Annotated in this window: 14 protein-coding genes; 9 read left to right on the forward strand and 5 right to left on the reverse strand. The window is 59.8% G+C overall.

Annotated features, from left to right (window positions below):
• Positions 1–81 precede the first annotated feature (81 nt).
• The 7 genes from DMZ65_RS06815 to DMZ65_RS06845 all read left to right on the forward strand — a co-directional run bounded on the left by DMZ65_RS06815 (position 82) and on the right by DMZ65_RS06845 (position 6,266).
• Positions 82–850, forward strand: a protein-coding gene (locus DMZ65_RS06815) for an IS5 family transposase (protein ID WP_114963763.1) whose coding sequence is annotated in 2 segments (ribosomal slippage) — positions 82–404 and positions 403–850 — 771 coding nt in all. Because the reading frame shifts where the segments join, the coding sequence is not laid out codon by codon here.
• A gap of 41 nt (positions 851–891) precedes the next feature.
• Positions 892–2,232: a Hint domain-containing protein gene (locus DMZ65_RS19835; protein WP_232824915.1), complete on the forward strand. Its 1,341-nt coding sequence runs from the start codon at positions 892–894 to the stop codon at positions 2,230–2,232.
• 150 nt (positions 2,233–2,382) lie between these two features.
• Complete coding sequence (gene fzlA / locus DMZ65_RS06825) at positions 2,383–3,078, forward strand: FtsZ-binding protein FzlA (protein ID WP_116598173.1); 696 nt, start codon at positions 2,383–2,385, stop codon at positions 3,076–3,078.
• A gap of 69 nt (positions 3,079–3,147) precedes the next feature.
• Positions 3,148–4,194, forward strand: coding sequence for a tRNA epoxyqueuosine(34) reductase QueG (queG, locus tag DMZ65_RS06830; protein ID WP_116598174.1), 1,047 nt, complete (start codon positions 3,148–3,150; stop codon positions 4,192–4,194).
• Between the two features lie 226 nt (positions 4,195–4,420).
• A complete protein-coding gene (gene msrB, locus DMZ65_RS06835; protein WP_116598175.1) occupies positions 4,421–4,870 on the forward strand; it encodes a peptide-methionine (R)-S-oxide reductase MsrB in 450 nt (149 codons plus the stop codon).
• The gene (gene msrA, locus DMZ65_RS06840) at positions 4,867–5,373 is read left to right on the forward strand and encodes a peptide-methionine (S)-S-oxide reductase MsrA (RefSeq protein WP_116598176.1); all 507 of its coding nucleotides are present in this window, start codon (positions 4,867–4,869) and stop codon (positions 5,371–5,373) included. The genes msrB and msrA overlap by 4 nt, the downstream gene beginning before the upstream one ends.
• Positions 5,374–5,570: 197 nt before the next feature.
• A complete protein-coding gene (locus tag DMZ65_RS06845; protein WP_116598177.1) occupies positions 5,571–6,266 on the forward strand; it encodes a DUF3800 domain-containing protein in 696 nt (231 codons plus the stop codon).
• 162 nt (positions 6,267–6,428) lie between these two features.
• Here DMZ65_RS06845 and DMZ65_RS06850 read toward each other — a convergent pair whose 3' ends face one another.
• Positions 6,429–8,450, reverse strand: coding sequence for an NADPH-dependent 2,4-dienoyl-CoA reductase (locus DMZ65_RS06850; protein WP_116598178.1), 2,022 nt, complete (start codon positions 8,448–8,450; stop codon positions 6,429–6,431).
• Between the two features lie 190 nt (positions 8,451–8,640).
• On the opposite strand from DMZ65_RS06850, the gene DMZ65_RS06855 reads away from it, so the two are divergent.
• Positions 8,641–9,546, forward strand: coding sequence for a LysR family transcriptional regulator (locus tag DMZ65_RS06855; RefSeq protein WP_116598179.1), 906 nt, complete (start codon positions 8,641–8,643; stop codon positions 9,544–9,546).
• Between the two features lie 193 nt (positions 9,547–9,739).
• On the opposite strand, the gene DMZ65_RS06860 is transcribed toward DMZ65_RS06855, so the two are convergent.
• Genes DMZ65_RS06860 through DMZ65_RS06875 form a run of 4 tightly spaced genes read right to left on the reverse strand, consistent with a single transcriptional unit; the run spans position 9,740 to position 12,721 of the window.
• Entirely contained in the window at positions 9,740–10,720 is a 981-nt protein-coding gene (locus DMZ65_RS06860) for an OmpA family protein (RefSeq protein WP_232824916.1), read from the reverse strand.
• Positions 10,692–11,264 (reverse strand): peroxidase-related enzyme, encoded by a 573-nt coding sequence (locus DMZ65_RS06865; RefSeq protein WP_116598181.1) that lies wholly within the window; start codon positions 11,262–11,264, stop codon positions 10,692–10,694. Before DMZ65_RS06865 ends, DMZ65_RS06860 begins: the two co-directional genes overlap by 29 nt.
• A 3-nt stretch (positions 11,265–11,267) precedes the next feature.
• Positions 11,268–12,002 (reverse strand): GNAT family N-acetyltransferase, encoded by a 735-nt coding sequence (locus DMZ65_RS06870; RefSeq protein ID WP_116598182.1) that lies wholly within the window; start codon positions 12,000–12,002, stop codon positions 11,268–11,270.
• Positions 11,999–12,721, reverse strand: a complete 723-nt coding sequence (locus DMZ65_RS06875; protein ID WP_116598407.1) for a competence/damage-inducible protein A — start codon at positions 12,719–12,721, stop codon at positions 11,999–12,001. The genes DMZ65_RS06870 and DMZ65_RS06875 overlap by 4 nt, the downstream gene beginning before the upstream one ends.
• A 296-nt stretch (positions 12,722–13,017) precedes the next feature.
• Between DMZ65_RS06875 and DMZ65_RS06880 the strand changes: the two genes are divergently transcribed.
• The gene (locus DMZ65_RS06880; RefSeq protein WP_116598183.1) at positions 13,018–13,701 is read left to right on the forward strand and encodes a GntR family transcriptional regulator; all 684 of its coding nucleotides are present in this window, start codon (positions 13,018–13,020) and stop codon (positions 13,699–13,701) included.
• Positions 13,702–13,726 lie beyond the last annotated feature (25 nt).

Consider the following 13,726-nt stretch of genomic DNA (forward strand, 5'->3'; position numbering starts at 1 on the left):
TAGGCAGCACACCCATTAATTCTTGTTTAGGAGCATAAGTTTGTGATTCATTTCGTCTAAACAACGGGCGGGAGGATGGAAGTGGCACGATCAGACATGAGCGATCTGGAATGGGAATTCATCAAAGCTGTCTTACCTAACAAAACGCGCGGCAAGAAGCGGGTGGATGACCGCCGCGTGATCAACGGTATTTTCTACGTCCTGCGCACCGGCATCCCTTGGGCCGATCTGCCCAGCGAATATGGCCCACCGACAACGGTCTATAATCGCTTCAACCGGTGGAGCTATGCGGGCCACTGGGACCGGATCATGGACGCCATCGCCGACGCGCATAACGTGGACACAGTGATGGTCGACGGGACCAGCGTGCGCGCGCATCATTCCGCCACGACTCTCAAAAAAAGACCCGCGCCGCTGTTTAGGTCGCTCACGGGGCGGATTAGGAACGAAAATACATGCACTTACCAATCAGGATGGGCTGCCGATCCGATATGAATTGACACCCGGCCAAGCTCATGACGCGCCGCCGTGCAAGGCGCTACTGGACAATTTGCAACCTGGCCAACATGTGCTCGCGGACAAAGCATATGACGCAGACTGGATCAGAGACTTGATCTGGGAACAGGGCGCTATCGACGTGATCCCTCCCAAGGCCAACCGCAAACTACCCGCCGAATTTGATGCTGCAATCTACCGGGAACGCAACAAAATCGAGCGTTTCTTTGGCAGGCTGAAAGCCTCGTTCCGCCGTATCGCAACCCGATACGAGAAGACGTCACGCAATTTCCTGTCGATGATCAAATTGGCATCGGTCAGGCTGTGGATCGAGTTTTATGAGTCGGCTGCCTAGTTGATGCGCGCAATGAGACGGTGAAGTCGGGTGTCAAGAAAATGCCGCTGATTGATATTGCACTGGCTGCCGCGAATGTCGTGTATGTTGATACATCTGTCGCACATGACGAGGCAAGTTTGCTGGCTCTGGGTGTTCTAGATGCCGATACCGTGGTTTACCATGGTGGTGGAAATGTCGACATTACCGATATTCTTGGCGTGAATGCCTTGAATGGCGCCAACATCGTCGCAACGGGTGGCAGCACCGTCACTATTGATGCCGGTCTTCTGGATCTCAATGTGCTAACCCAAACAAATCTATTGATTGATGGCGATAGCAATATTTCTTTGTCCGCTGGGGATGTTGGCTTACCGGGCCTATTAACCAACCTTCTCAGCAACGTAACGGTCGCTTTTTCAGGATCCGAAGATGGTACGTTTACCTACGTTCCTCCTACATTAGGCATCCTGGCAAGCACAGGTATCACGATAGATGAAATGGACCCCGGGGATGCAATCGTCGTCCCTTTTCCGGGCAGCGGCCTGCTTGGAGTGAATGAACTTAGAGAAAACGATACGTCTGGAATATTTAGTCCCGACAACTCATATCGGGATGGTTATCTACACCTCAAGAACGGAGGGGCTCTTAACCAAGTCGACTTTCGAATTAAGATGTCGCCAGAAGAATACGCCATATATTCAGCAGATAAAGACGCGTATCTTTTAGCAAGCCAAGACAAGTTTATTTTTCCCGGAGACGACAGTGACGAGCCACCTTATGCGGTTTGCTTTACTATCGGGACCATGATCGCAACTCCAGATGGGTTGCGTGCGATCGAGGACTTGGTGCCCGGAGATCTGGTGTTAACACGGGACAACGGTGCCCAGCCATTGCGTTGGATCGGCGCAAGTAAGCTCGATATCATTGATCTGCGCCTGCATGAAAACTTGCGTCCCATTAGAATCAGGGCAAACGCGCTGGGTGACAACATACCAATAGAAGATCTGGTCGTTTCCCCTCAGCATAGAGTTCTGGTTCGCTCCATTATCGCTGAAAGGATGTTCGGGGTTTCCGAAGTTCTGGTGGCCGCAAAACAGCTGTTACATCTTGATGGGGTGGACATCGAAGTTGATATGACCGACGTGACTTATGTGCATATCCTATTGGACAGGCACGAGGTGGTGCTGGCGAATGGGGCCCCTGCTGAAACCCTGTATTTAGGACCGATGGCACGTCAATCAGTAGGTCCAACTGCGTTAGCCGAAATAGAAATGTTATTTCCAAAGCTTCTGGAAGATGCATTTGAGCCGGAGAGAGCGCGTTATTTCCCATCCGGACGAGAAGGGCGGCGGCTGGCGATGCGGCACTCAAAAAACCGCAAGCCGCTATATATGCAATAGCCTGATCCTGTGCCGACTTGCCGCGGATCGTGGTTTGGGGCGGGCATGTTGGACGGTTGGGCCACTCGCGCGGGACGCTGCCCGGCAAGGAAGTGCCCGTGCGCGGGTTATGCAGTTGAAACGCGGCGCGCTTCGCGGCAAACAGGGGGCATGCACCCTCAACAGGATTGTCCCGACGTGACCGCTCGCCTTTATCATGTTCCGCTGTCGCCATTTTGCAGAAAAGTGCGGCTGAGCCTTGCCGAAAAGAAGATCGAGGTTGAACTGGTCGAAGAACGCTACTGGGAAAAAGACCCGGATTTTCTGCGCCGCAACCCGGCCGCCAAGGTGCCGGTGCTGAAATTCGACGGGCGGATGATGGCGGAAAGTTCGGCCATTTGCGAATATATCGAAGAGGTCAGCCCGGAACCGCCGCTGATGCCGCGCTCTGCCGAGAATCGCTATGAGGTGCGCCGTCTGGTCAGTTGGTTCGACGACAAGTTCCACAATGAGGTGACCTCGAAGCTGCTATATGAGCGGGTGAACAAGAAGGTGATGAAGCTGGGCTTTCCCGACAGCCGAAACGTCAAGGACGGGGCCAAGGCGATCAAGTATCATCTGGATTATCTGGCCTGGCTGCTGGAGCATCGGCGCTGGCTGGCCGGTGAGACGATGACGCTGGCGGATTTTGCCGCCGCCGCGCATTTGTCGTCGCTGGATTATATCTCGGATGTGGATTGGAACCGGTCGGACGTGGTCAAGGACTGGTATGCGAAGATCAAGTCGCGCCCGGCCTTCCGGTCCATTCTGGCCGATCAGGTGTCGGGTTTCCCACCGCCTGCGCATTATTCCAACCTCGATTTCTAAGCGGCTTCGGGGGCGCTTCGGGCCGGTTGTCCGGCGAACCCGCTATGCCGAAAAGGGGGCCGCGTCGCGATGCAGGATCTCAAGGACAGGTTGATCGCGCAGGCACTGGCCGACGGGTTTGACGCCTGCCGGATTTGCAGGCCGTGGGATGTGCCGCAGGTGGCCGGGCGTCTGGCCGCGTTTCTGGAATCGGGCGCGCATGGGCAGATGGGCTGGCTGGCGGAGCGGTCGCATTGGCGGGGCGATCCGGCGGCTTTGTGGCCCGAGGCGCGGTCTGTCATCATGCTGGCGGAAAATTACGGCCCCTCGCATGATCCGCTGGAGGTGCTGAACCAGCGCGACCGGGCGGCGATTTCGGTCTATGCGCAGAACCGCGATTATCACGATGTGGTCAAGAAACGGCTCAAGCGGGTCGGGCGCTGGTTGATCGATGCTGCGGCAAAGTCGTCGTCAGAGGCGCCGGAAATCAAGGTCTTTGTCGATACCGCTCCGGTGCCGGAAAAGCCGTTGGGCGCGGCGGCGGGGCTGGGCTGGCAGGGCAAGCACACCAATCTGGTCAGTCGCGACTTGGGAAGCTGGTTCTTTCTGGGGTCGATCTTCACGACGCTGGACCTGCCTGCCGACGCGGCAGAGCGGGATCACTGCGGGTCTTGCCGGGCCTGTCTGGATGTCTGCCCGACCAATGCCTTTCCTGCGCCCTACCGGCTGGATGCGCGGCGCTGCATTTCCTATCTGACGATCGAACATCACGGCCCGGTGGATGAGGAATTGCGCCCGCTTCTGGGCAACCGGATCTATGGCTGTGACGATTGTCTGGCGGTCTGCCCGTGGAACAAGTTCGCGCAGACCGCCGCAGAGGTGAAGTATCACCCACGGGCCGAGCTTCTGGCACCAAGGCTGGCCGATCTGGCGGTGCTGGACGATGCGGCATTCCGCGCGCTGTTCAGCGGCAGCCCGGTCAAGCGCATCGGACGGGGCCGTTTTGTGCGCAATGTGCTGTATGCGATTGGCAATTCCGGTGATGCGGGATTGCGCGGCGTGGCGCAGGGGCTGTGCGACGACGCGGATGCCACGGTTGCCGATGCGGCGCTTTGGGCTGTCTCAAGGCTGGAATAGGGGGCTGGCCTGAAAGCGCCGACCGGAGTGATCCGGCCGACGCCCACAAGGTCGTGTCTTGGGTAACAGAGGGAAAATCTGCTACACTGAATTATGGGCGTATTCGGCTGATAATCAACCTGCCACGCGATTTCGTGATCGAGATTGCAGCAGAGTTTGAATTTCGCGCGGCTGCCCCATTTACCTGTTAGGAGCAATCCGCAATGGACAGGCCAGGAGGAAAGTCATGGCGAAGTATGAAAAGAACCCCGATGTGATCGCAACGCTCGACCCCGAGCAGTACCGCGTGACCCAGGAAGATGGCACGGAACGGCCCGGCACCGGGGCCTATCTGTCCAACAAGGAGCCGGGGATATATGTCGATGTGGTCAGCGGAGAGCCGCTGTTTGCCAGTTCCGACAAGTATGAAAGCGGCTGCGGCTGGCCCAGCTTCACCAAGCCGATAGAGCCTGCGCATATCGCGGAGTCGCGCGATGTCTCGACGGGGATGGTCCGCACCGAGGTCCGTTCGACCCATGGCGACAGCCATCTGGGACATGTGTTTCCGGACGGGCCGCAGGACCGGGGCGGCTTGCGCTATTGCATCAACTCGGCCTCGCTGCGCTTTGTCCATCGCGATGACATGGAGGCCGAAGGCTATGGCGAATATCTGGGTCAGGTGGAGGATGTGGCATGAGCGAACGCGCTGTACTGGCGGGGGGCTGCTTCTGGGGCATGCAGGATCTGATCCGCAAGCTGCCGGGGGTGGTGTCCACCCGCGTCGGCTATACCGGTGGGGATGTGCCCAATGCGACCTATCGCAACCACGGCACCCATGCCGAAGCGATCGAGATCACCTTTGATCCGGCGAAGACCAGTTACCGGCAATTGCTGGAGCTGTTTTTCCAGATCCACGACCCGACCACGCTGAACCGGCAGGGCAATGATGTCGGGCTAAGCTACCGTTCGGCGATCTATTACTGCTCCGAGGAACAGCGCGCCGAGGCGTTGCGCACCATCGCCGATGTCGAGGCGTCGGGCCTGTGGCCCGGCCGCGTGGTGACAGAGGTCGAGCCGGCGAGCGACTTCTGGGAAGCCGAGCCAGAGCACCAGGACTACCTTGAACGCATCCCCAACGGCTACACCTGCCACTTCCCCCGCCCCGACTGGGTGCTGCCGAAACGATCCGCGGCGGAGTGAAGCGCCAAGGTGACGACGCCATGCGCGCGAAAAACAGCGCGCATGGCTTAATGCGCTGATTGTCGGCGGTCAGCAAAAAAAGGACATTCGTCAGAGAATTTTTTACCGTATACGGCGCGAATGGCACCTTCCCTTCATATTCCTTCTTCCATAGAAATGATGCGTAAGAAATAGCTAAAGGTTCTTTTAACCTATACATGACTGAAGAGTTGCCCCCAGCCGCCCTACCAACGCTTTACATTTTTCTTGATGAAGGGGGAAATTTCGACTTTTCCAAGAGAGGTTCGAAGTATTTTACGTTGACATGCGTCAGCCTCTACCGTCCATTCAAGCTTCATACTGACCTAGACACCTATAAGTACAACCTCATCGAACATCGGATAGCGCCGCGCATTGCGATGGAGTATTTTCATTGTGCGGACGATAACAGATACGTTCGTGGTAAGGTTTTTTCTATGCTTGCGACTTCGGTTCCACACCAAGTCGTCGATTCAGTCATCGTTGAAAAAAGCAAAACCGGCCCAGCTTTACAGCCGCCGGAAAGATTCTACCCAAAAATGTTGGGCTATCTTCTGCGCTATGCTGTAGAAAGGGCTGCGCATGGTGTCGGTGAGGTTGTGGTGATTACGGACAGTCTACCAGTTGCAAAGAAGCGAAAAGCTATTGAAAAGGCAGTAAAGACAGTGTTGGCCAACATGCTTCCGGCAAGCGTACCTTACAGAGTGATGCATCACTCTTCCCGCGCTCATTACGGTTTGCAAATCGCCGACTATTTCAACTGGTCTATATTTCGCAAATGGGAGCATGGCGACGCCAACTCGTACACAGAAGTTGCATCACAGATACGAAGTGAGTTCGACATTTTTAGAAGTGGTGTTCGACACTATTACTAAAGTGTGACCCCCCCGACTACCTACCGGAGAACCCCTTGGGTTCTTATCATCGAGGGGGAACCTTTGCATTCGCAATATAGACACATGTTGGTGAAAATCAAGCGAAGAGGTGGCGCGGTTAAGGGCCGTGCGAAAATCCCGCCTCTTCCCGTCCCAAGCGCCCTACAGCGCGGCGGCGATTCTTGTGCCTTGGTTGATGGCGCGTTTGGCGTCGAGTTCGGCGGCGACGTCGGCGCCACCGATCACATGGCAGGGGGTGCCTTCGGCCTCCAGCGCGTCGGCAAGGCTGCGGTCGGATAGCTGGCCTGCGCAAAGAACGATAGTGTCGCAGGCGATCAGTTCGGGTCGCTCGCGCGCTTCGCCGTATGAGATGTGCAGGCCGTCCGCATCAATGCGTTCGTAATTCACGCCCGCCTTCATCTCGACCGATTTCATTTGCAGCCCGGCGCGGTGAATCCACCCGGTTGTCTTGCCCAGACGCTTGCCGGGGCGTTCGGATTTGCGCTGGAGCAGCGTGACCTGACGCGCGGCGGGATCGGGCTGCGGGCCTTCGGGGGCGAGGCCGGAACGGGCTTTTTCGGGATCGGTGACGCCCCATTCGCGCATCCATTCGGGCAGGTCTGTGGTGGGGCTGTCCGTTGTCACGAGAAATTCGGAAACGTCAAAGCCGATGCCGCCCGCGCCGATCACGGCCACGCGCTTGCCCACATCCGCGCCGTTCAGCACATCGATATAGCTAAGCACATTGGGGCCGTCCTGACCGGGGATCTGCGGATCGCGGGGGATGACGCCGGAGGCGATGATGACCTCGTCAAAACCGGCCAGGGTGGCGGTGTCGGCCTCGGTTTCCAGCCGGGTGGTGACGCCCACCTCTGCCAGCATGGTGCGATACCAATCGACGAGGCCCCAGAATTCCTCTTTGCCCGGCACCTGCTTGGCCATGTTGAGCTGGCCGCCGATTTCCGGGGCGCGGTCGAAAAGGGTCACGTCATGGCCGCGCTGCGCCGCCGTGATGGCCGCGGACAGGCCCGCGGGGCCAGCGCCGACAACGGCCACGCTGCGCGGGCGTTGCGTGGGGGTGACGGTCAGTTCGGTTTCATAGCAGGCACGCGGATTGACCAGACAGGTCGAGATCTTGCCGCCGAACGTATGGTCCAGACAGGCTTGGTTGCAGGCGATGCAGGGCGCGATGGTCTCGGCGCGGCCCTGGGCGGCCTTGTTCACGAAATCGGGATCGGCAAGGAAGGGCCGCGCCATGGAGACCATGTCGGCGCAGCCTTCAGCCAGCACGGAATCCGCCACATCGGGCATGTTGATCCGGTTGGAGGTGATGACGGGGATGCCGACCTTGCCCATCAGCTTTTTCGTGACCCAGGCAAAGGCGGCGCGGGGCACGGATGTGGCGATGGTGGGAATGCGCGCCTCGTGCCAGCCGATACCGGTGTTGAGGATCGTGGCGCCCGCCGCCTCGATGGCCTTGGCCAGTTGCACGACCTCGGCATGGGTAGAGCCGTTGGGCACGAGGTCGATCATCGACAGGCGGTAGATCAGGATGAAATCCGGGCCGACAGCCTGCCGCACGCGGCGCACGACCTCGACCGGCAGGCGCATGCGGTTCTCGTAGGAGCCGCCCCAGCGGTCCTCGCGCTTGTTGGTATGGGTGACAAGGAACTGGTTGAGGAAATACCCCTCGGAGCCCATGACCTCGACCCCGTCATAGCCCGCTTCGCGCGCGCGGGTGGCAGAGGTCACGATGTCGGCGATCTGTTTCTCGATGCCGTCCTCGTCCAGCTCTTTGGGGGGGAAGGGCGAGATGGGGGATTTTACCGCGCTGGGGGCCACACAGTCGGGGCTGTAGGCATAGCGCCCCGCATGCAGGATCTGCATGGCGATCTTGCCGCCCGCGTCATGCACCCGGTCGGTGACGATGCGGTGGTTGGCGATGTCCTGCGGCGTGTAAAGCCCGGCGGCTCCGGGGAAAACGCCGCCTTCGGGGTTGGGGGCCATGCCGCCGGTGACCATCAGCGCCACACCGCCACGGGCGCGGGCGGCGTAGAATTCGGCGACGCGGTTCCAGTCCTTGGTTTCCTCCAGCCCGGTATGCATGGACCCCATCAGCACGCGGTTCTTCAGCGTGGTAAAGCCGAGATCGAGAGGTGACATGAGGTGCGGATATTCGGTCATACGGAGGCTCCCTTGTTGCGGCGCATCACACCCGATCAGAAACGGGTTGTCACCGTCAAACGCTGCGTCACCGTTTGGGCTTCGGCGTTTCCATGTCGCGAACAATACATGCAATCAACATGGCATTGGCGCATTTGCGCCTGATTTGTTCTGCAAGACCGTTCCTGTCAAACACATAAGGGAACATCGCATGGACCGATTGTCGGAAATGGAGGCATTCGCCACGGTCGTGGATCAGGGCGGGTTCACCGATGCGGCGCGCAAGCTGGGCCTGTCAAAATCCGCGGTATCGAAACATGTGTCTTCGTTGGAGGCTCGGCTGGGTGCGCGCTTGCTGAACCGGACCACGCGGCGCGTCAGCCCGACAGAGATCGGCCTTGCCTATTACGACCGCGCCCGCCAGGTGCTGAATGACGCGGAAGAGGCCGATGTTCTGGTCACGTCGATGCAGTCGGCACCCTCGGGTCTGTTGCGGATCAGCGTGGCCACGGATTTCGGGGTCAATCGCCTGTCGCCCGTTCTGGGCGCGTTCCTGTCGGAATTTCCCGACATCACCGTCAATATGGTGCTGAGCAACCGCTATGTAGAGTTGATCTCGGAAAGGTTCGACATGGCGGTGCGGATCGGTGATCTGGAGGACGGCACCCTGCGCGCCCGCAAGCTGACGAGCACGGCGCAAAGCATGATCGCCAGTCCGGGTTATTTCCGAAAATACGGACATCCGCAAAAGATCGACGATCTGACCGAACACAAATTGCTGCATTATTCGCACCAGTCCGGGGGCAATGTCTGGAAGGTGACCGCGCCCTCGGGCGAAAAGCGTCAGATTCGCACCGCCGGTTGGCTGAGCGTCAATGACGGGCAGTCACTGCTGAACGCAGCGATTTCCGGGCTGGGCATCGCCTATCTGCCTGCCTTTCTTTACGCGGATGCGATGGCGCGGGGGCTGGTCGAGGATGCGATCCGGGATCTGCCCGCCGAAACGCTGGACATATACGCGGTCTATCCGCCGGGTCGGTTCACCCAGCCCAAGGTCCGCGCCTTCATGGATTTTCTTGTGCATGAGTTCGGACAGAAAGGTCCGACGGATTGGTGACAAAACCATGCCTGGGAGCGAAGTTTTAACGAGTGGCATGTTTAATAGTAGGAGTGGTGAAGAGTGATATTGAGTGATGAGTGGAATGGTGACGAGTGACCTGTTTGCAAGGTTGAGGTGCCCCGGTTCTGCCGGGGCACTTTCGCGCGCAATAGCCAAATTTCAGGCCGTTGCTGAAGATGCGCGTGCATTCTTATTTCGGCAGAAGCACGGCCTCCACGCGGCGGTTTGCTTCGCGCCCGCTATCGGTCAGGTTGCTGGCGATCGGCGCGAGGTATCCCATACCTTCGGCATCCAGCCTGCTTGCGGAAATTTCATACGCGCTGACCAGACGGTCCTTGACCGATGCCGCCCGCCTGCGGGACAGCGCAACATTGATCGCCAGTGACCCGGTGGCATCTGTGTGACCCACCAGCACGATCCGGCGGTCGGGATTGGCGCGAAGATATGCGGCCAGCGCTTCGAGAGAGGCGAAATTGCCAGTGCCAAGCGCGGCAGCGCCGGTGTCGAAGATCAGATCGGTCAGGATGACGTGACCATTCCTGTCCAGCCGGGTCGCGATGTCTCCGGGGGCGTCGGGGGGCGCGGTGACTGCGCCTGTCGTGGTCGGTTGCGCGGCAAACGTGCCGATCTGCGGCGCGGCGTCCGCCCCCGGTGCCGTGACGCGAATGACCTGCACGAAACCGGCGGCGGCGCTGCGGCTGACAAGCAGGCTGAGATGTTCGGTCTGATCGGGTGCGGCGGCGGCAAGAAAGCGGTAATCGGTAAGATCGACATACATGGCCGGGCCGGGCAGCACCTCTGTCCCGAAGCGGAAGTCGAACCCGCCACAGGCGGTTGCGGCGCATTCAAACAGCACATCATAGCCCTGATCCGCGATTTGCTGCCGCAACGGCGCAAGGATTTGCAAGGTGGTGGCACCCGCGCCGCCCACGCGGAATGCCTGCCGCGAGATTTGTCCTTCGAGCCGTTGCGCAGGCACGGTGGTTCCGTCCCAGGGGGCGGTCGGCAGGCGGTAACTGTCCAGCGTGGCGACCGTTTCAGCGGTGTTTCGGCTGCCCGTGGGCAGGTCGAGGACAATCGCGGCTTTGCCGGGCATGGCAAGCACGCTGGCTGCTGCGAGGATCAGGAGTGGCCAAAGAAGCCTAGCGCGATTGCGCGTGATAATCGTCATTCGGTCGCATATCCGTGGCGCTGGCCACACGGTTGGTCATGTTGAAGAACCCGGTCACATTGGCGATGTCCCAGATGTCACGGTCGGAAAAGCCGACATCGCGCAGGGTTTGCCGGTCGGGTTCCTCGATCTCGGCGCTGGCGGTTGTCGCCTTGGCGGCAAAGTCCAGCATGGCGCGGGTGCGCGCATCCAGCGGGGCCACGCGGTAGTTCATCACCAACATCTCGCCCAGCTTCGGGTCGCCCGACAGATCGCGGACGGCCTGCCCATGGGCCGTCAGGCAATAGTAGCAGCGGTTGATGGAAGAGACGACCACGGCGATCATCTCACGCTCCAGCTTGGTCAGGCCGCTATCCGCCAGCATCAGGTCGTTATAAAGCGCGGTGAAGGTGTTCAGCTTATCGATGTCGAACGCATGGGCGCGCAGCACATTCGGCACCATCCCCAGCTTTTCCTGGCAAATGTCGAAGTATTTCTGCGTTGCGGGTGGCAGCGGGTCGACCATGGGCAGGTCGAGGGCCGTGGGGCTGTCTGGGTCGGTCATGTGTCAGGGTGTCCGGTCGTCAGGGTGAATGCGATAGTGGTACTGTCCCACAAGCGCAAAGCCCATGGAAACATATAATTGGTTGGCGGCTTCGTTGGCCTGCACGCAAAGGGCCGTGATCTGCTCGGCACGCTGCGCGCGGGCCCATCGCGCAGCGTGGCGCATCAGCCAGCGGGCAGAGCCATGGCGGCGCTGGGCGGGACGCACATGCAGCGCGTGGACCATGGCCATGCCGTCATGCACCGCGACATAGCCGGTGCCGCAGGGGTGATCGTTGGCGCGCCCGAACAGGCCCGTCTTTGGGCATTTGCAACGTTCCATCACCGCAATCCGGTCGGCGGAAACCTCGCCCTCGGCCCAGATCTCGCGCATGATGGCGAGGGGGGGCCAGATGTCGAAGGTGGTGACAGGCGGGATCGGCCGGTCGTCAATCAGGTCGACCGGTGCCACATAGAGGTTCACCGGGTCGATGATCCGGTAGCCGCGCGCGTCAAGCGCGTCATCCAGCGCGGTCTCGGCCTGCCGGACCATGAACAGGCGCGGCTGGTTCAGCGCCTGCATGTCGGCCTCGGCGGTTTGGAAATCGGCACCGCTGAAGGCGGCCTGGGCCGTGGTGGCGCAGACGCGCTTGCCCCCACCTGCACCGTCGCGAATGGTCCAGGGGCCACGGCGCCAGTGACGCGCAGCGGGCCAGGTTGCCTCTGTCACCGCATGGATCCGCTGCGCCGCGTCGGTCATTCGGGAAACAGATCCGACAGTTTCGTCATGGCGGCATCGATCCGGGTGCCATCCGTGCCCCGGATCACGATGTTCGATCCGTGAGCGCCGTCCTTCTGGAACGGATAAGAGCCGATCATCAGGTCGGGATATTCCTGCGCCAGTTCAAAGAGCGGCCCCGCGATTTCGCCTTCGCCCTGATTGATCCGCAAGGTCTGGCTGAGCAGCGGCGCGCCCCCGGTCAGCGTGGGCAGGATGCTGGCCACCATCGACTCGAAAATCGAGGGGACACCGGCCATGACATGCACGTTTTCCAGCGTGAAGCCGGGCGCGACGGAGACTGGATTTTCGATCAGCGTCGCACCGTCGGGGATGCGGGCCATGCGCAGACGCGCCTGATTCAACGTAGAGCCGCTGCGCTCGTAATGCGCGGCCAGAAGGGCGCGGGCGTCGTCGCGGACATCAATGTTGCGGTCGAACGCGGCGGCGATGCAATCGGCGGTGATGTCATCATGCGTGGGGCCGATACCGCCAGAGGTAAAGACGTGATCATGCGTAGCCGACAGGTGCTTGACGGCCGCCACGATGGCCGCGTGATCGTCCGAGACCATGCGCGCCTCTTTCAGGTCGATGCCGTGTTTGGTCAGTTCGCCGGCCAGATAATGCATGTTGCTGTCGCGGGTCCGCCCCGAGAGGATCTCGTCCCCGATGACAAGCATTGCGGCGGTTGGGTTTGCCATGCGCAGGACTCCTTTGCTGGTGTTCATGCAGGTATAGGCCGCGCCAGTTGGCTTTCAAACCCCGCAAGTGTGACTGCGTCAAAAGCATGTTGTCGATGCAAGGCGCTGTGGTGTCTTGTTGACCTGTTTTCGGGGCTGAAGAGCGGTGGGTGAATCCCGGTTTTGTCGATAAACACGGTCCAGGTGTCAGATCGCGCCCGGCTTTGTCGGCAAGGGGCCGGCCCCCAAGAGAGGTGTTGATGTCACTGGCTTCAGGCAATATCAGCTTTTCAAACGTCCAGCCGGGGGATCTGTAGATGGCGCCAATACGACAGGCCCGTGCCCGCGAAACCAGCGTCGATCTGGTTTTCAATCACCTTTATGAACAGATCCTGACGCTGGAGCTTTTGCCGGGTGACAAGATTTCCGAAGCCGAGATCGCGTCGAAATTCGGCGTGTCGCGTCAGCCGGTCCGGGATGCGTTCAACCGGCTTGTCAGCCTTGATCTTCTGGTGTCACGCCCGCAGCGCGCGACAGAAGTAAAGCGGATCTCGCTGCGCGAGATTGCCAAATCGCGTTTTGTCCGGGCCGCGGTTGAGGCCAAGGTGCTGCGGCTGGCTGCATTGAACTGTGATAGCGAAGGTTCCAAGCTTCTGAAAACGCATATTGCAAAGCAGGTCAAGGCGGTTGAGGCGTCCGATATTGCCGCCTTCGGGGTGCTTGATTACGGCTTCCACGAGGCCCTGTGCGGTATCGCGAAGACGGATTTCGCCTTTGAGGTCATCGCGGAAGAAAAGGCCAAGGTTGACCGGCTGTGCCTGCTTGGCCTGACCACGGGCGACCGGATGCCGGAGCTTCTGAACGACCATAAAACCATTGCGCTTGCGGTGGAACAGGGCGATGCCGATGCCGCGGTCGAAGCCGGAATGATACATCTGACGCGGCTGGACGAGACGATCACCTCGGTCTGCGAAACGCGTGCACGGTATTTCGATCCGTAGCACACGCGTCTGCAAGTTGATCAAA

Origin of the sequence: Primorskyibacter marinus (assembly GCF_003313245.1) — a bacterium.
Lineage (GTDB): Bacteria > Pseudomonadota > Alphaproteobacteria > Rhodobacterales > Rhodobacteraceae > Primorskyibacter > Primorskyibacter marinus.

What these genes read in the sequence shown, in the direction of transcription:
- DMZ65_RS19835 (WP_232824915.1), top strand. Translation starts at nt 892, where the DNA reads ATGCCGCTGATTGATATTGCACTGGCTGCCGCGAATGTCGTGTATGTT.
- fzlA (WP_116598173.1), top strand. Translation starts at nt 2,383, where the DNA reads ATGCACCCTCAACAGGATTGTCCCGACGTGACCGCTCGCCTTTATCAT.
- queG (WP_116598174.1), top strand. Translation starts at nt 3,148, where the DNA reads ATGCAGGATCTCAAGGACAGGTTGATCGCGCAGGCACTGGCCGACGGG.
- msrB (WP_116598175.1), top strand. Translation starts at nt 4,421, where the DNA reads ATGGCGAAGTATGAAAAGAACCCCGATGTGATCGCAACGCTCGACCCC.
- msrA (WP_116598176.1), top strand. Translation starts at nt 4,867, where the DNA reads ATGAGCGAACGCGCTGTACTGGCGGGGGGCTGCTTCTGGGGCATGCAG.
- DMZ65_RS06845 (WP_116598177.1), top strand. Translation starts at nt 5,571, where the DNA reads ATGACTGAAGAGTTGCCCCCAGCCGCCCTACCAACGCTTTACATTTTT.
- DMZ65_RS06850 (WP_116598178.1), bottom strand. Translation starts at nt 8,450, where the DNA reads ATGACCGAATATCCGCACCTCATGTCACCTCTCGATCTCGGCTTTACC.
- DMZ65_RS06855 (WP_116598179.1), top strand. Translation starts at nt 8,641, where the DNA reads ATGGACCGATTGTCGGAAATGGAGGCATTCGCCACGGTCGTGGATCAG.
- DMZ65_RS06860 (WP_232824916.1), bottom strand. Translation starts at nt 10,720, where the DNA reads ATGACGATTATCACGCGCAATCGCGCTAGGCTTCTTTGGCCACTCCTG.
- DMZ65_RS06865 (WP_116598181.1), bottom strand. Translation starts at nt 11,264, where the DNA reads ATGACCGACCCAGACAGCCCCACGGCCCTCGACCTGCCCATGGTCGAC.
- DMZ65_RS06870 (WP_116598182.1), bottom strand. Translation starts at nt 12,002, where the DNA reads ATGACCGACGCGGCGCAGCGGATCCATGCGGTGACAGAGGCAACCTGG.
- DMZ65_RS06875 (WP_116598407.1), bottom strand. Translation starts at nt 12,721, where the DNA reads ATGGCAAACCCAACCGCCGCAATGCTTGTCATCGGGGACGAGATCCTC.
- DMZ65_RS06880 (WP_116598183.1), top strand. Translation starts at nt 13,018, where the DNA reads ATGGCGCCAATACGACAGGCCCGTGCCCGCGAAACCAGCGTCGATCTG.